We start from the raw sequence: 2,479 nt of genomic DNA, 5'->3' as shown, positions 1-2,479 counted from the left end.
GCCTCCGCCTCCGCCGCCGCCGCCGGAGCAGCCCCCGCCGCCCCCGGCGCCGGAGGCTCTGCCGTGACGGAGGAGACCACCGAACGCACCATACGATCGCCCCGGCGGCTGGCGGCCGACCTGCGCAGCGCCGACGACCGCGACCTGCCCAGCCGCACCGATGTCGTCGGCCATGCGCTGTCGAACACCATCGGCGKCCCGGTTGGCCCCGGTGGTGCCGAGCTGGGTGGTGCCGGTCTTGGCCGCGGCCGGACGGCCACCAGCCAGGTCGTGCCCGCCCGACCAGCTCGGAATCGCCTTCATGGCATCAGTGACATTGTCGGCGACTGCTTTCGGAACTCGCTGCTCCCCGGCGTCCTTGGTAGTGCCGTCGAAGAGCACCCGGTCGTCGGGACCCACGACCTTCTCAATGAAGTGCGGCCGGTGGTACTTCCCGGAGTCGGCCAGGGTCGCGTACGCCGACGCCATATCGATCACCCGAGTCTGGTACTGGCCGAGCACGATGCCATTCTCCGGGGGCCCGCCCGAGCCGTCCTGGGACAGGGTGTGCGCGACGCCCGGAAAGCTCTTAGCGACGCCGAGCTGGTGTGCGGCATCGGCGACGTCCTGCGGTCCGTGCTTGAGTTTGAGCATCAACCGGTAGTAGACCGTGTTGAGCGACCGCTTGAGTGCCTCAGCGATGTTGCAGACTCCACAGCTGGCTCCCCCCACGTTGCTGATCTTGGTGTTGCCGACCGTCAGCGGGCCGCTGTCGATCTGCTCCCCCAAACCGATACCCTGCTTCAGCGCCGCCACCAAGGCGAACACCTTGAATGAAGACCCGGTCTGCAAGCCGGCCTGGGCGAAGTCGAACCCGCCGACCTCGTCACCACCGTAGTAGGCGCGCACCGCGCCGCTGCGTGGATCGATGGAGACCACCGCGGTCCGCATTGTCGGTTTTTGCCCGGCCATGGTCGCCTTGACGGCTTTCTCCACCGCCCGCTGCGCCTTCATGTCGATCGTGGTGGTGATGCGCAGTCCCTCCATGTTCAGGGTCTGCTCGTCGATGCCGAACATGTCGAGCAACTCCTCGGTGACCTGGCGCTGAATCAGTCCGGCGGGTCCGGAGGCTTGGTCGGCATTGCGCGCCTGGTCAGGCGGGATCGTCGCCGGGAAGAACTGCTTGGCCCGCTCGCTGAGCGTCAGGGCGCCGGTCTGCACCATGCCATCGAGTACCCAATTCCAACGGGCGACCGCGCGGTCCCGATTGATCGCCGGATCCAGCGCCGATGGCCGCTGAATGACCGCCGCCAGCAAGGCGCCCTCGGAGACGGTCAGGTCCTCGACCCGCTTGTCGAAGTACGCGCGGGCGGCCGCGGCGATCCCATAGGTGGTGCGGCCGAAGTAGATGATGTTGAGGTAGGCCTCCAGCACTTCGTCCTTGGACCACTCCCCGGACATCTTGGTGGCGATGACGAGCTCTTTGCCCTTGCGGACCAACCCGCCCATGCCGGCCCGCTCAGACCCGACCAGCGCGTTCTTGACGTACTGCTGGGTGATCGTCGAACCGCCCTGGGTATCACCACCGGTGAGGTTGTTCTTGACCGCCCGAAACAACCCCGAGACCGAGAAGCCGGCGTTGGTGTAGAAGTCGCGGTCCTCGGCGGCGACCACCGCGTCACGTACGTGGACCGGCACCCGGTCCAGTTTGATGTCAATCCGATTCCCATCCGGGGGAACGATTTTCGCCAGCTCGGTGCCATCGGCGGCGAGGATGGTCGACACCTGAGTGGTGTGGATGTCACCGGGTTCGGGGATCTCCACGGTGCGGTAGGCCATCCCGAAGGTAACGACCGGCAACGCCAGGAGCGTCGCAGCGGCGGCGTACAGGCCGCGTCTGGCCCAGCGCCACCTCCGGCGTCGACGCGATTCGTACTGATCGGGCTCTGCTGCCAGATCTGTCGGCGATTCGTCTGGGATAGGGGACTTTTCGCGATCCGGGCGTGGCCGCTCCATGGCAGCCTTGACCGCTTCCAGGCGCTCCTGCAGGTCCGCCTCGTCTTCAGTGCAGTCAGCGGACTTGGCTGCGGCTGCGCCGGCGTCCGGCCCGCTCTCTTCATCAGTGGGCGTGGCGTCGGTAGTCGTCAAGAAGTGTTCTTCTTCAGCGCTGTCGGCGCTCGGCGCTGTCGGACCCTGGGCTTTCACCGGTGGCCAGGGCATCCCCGCGGATAGGAGTCGGGCTTCCGGCCCTTCGTCATACCGACTCGGGCGCAACCCATTTCGGCGATCGGCGAAGTGCTCAGCAGCCAGCCGTCCCCCACGCATCGCTGCAGTCGCATGGTCAACAGGTTACTTCCGTGGACTCACCATCGGGTTGAAACAAGGTCACAAACGCACTACGGCGCAGCGGGCAGCTGCTCGGCCGCCGGCGGGCCGCCCGGTTCGGGCGCTTGCGGCACAGCCGGGGCAGGCGGGGCAGGCGGGGCGGCCGTGATGGTGG

Annotated in this window: 1 protein-coding gene; it reads right to left on the bottom strand. The window is 67.4% G+C overall.

The genetic code is table 11. From position 1 onward, the window contains the following. Positions 1–2,199, bottom strand: a 2,199-nt coding sequence (locus EJK91_RS21315) for a transglycosylase domain-containing protein (RefSeq protein WP_164518068.1), incomplete at its 3' end; no start/stop codon positions are given. Positions 2,200–2,479 lie beyond the last annotated feature (280 nt).

The organism is Mycobacterium sp. P7213 (assembly GCF_900604305.1).
GTDB lineage: Bacteria > Actinomycetota > Actinomycetes > Mycobacteriales > Mycobacteriaceae > Mycobacterium.
This window is presented reverse-complemented; position numbering and strand designations above follow the sequence as displayed.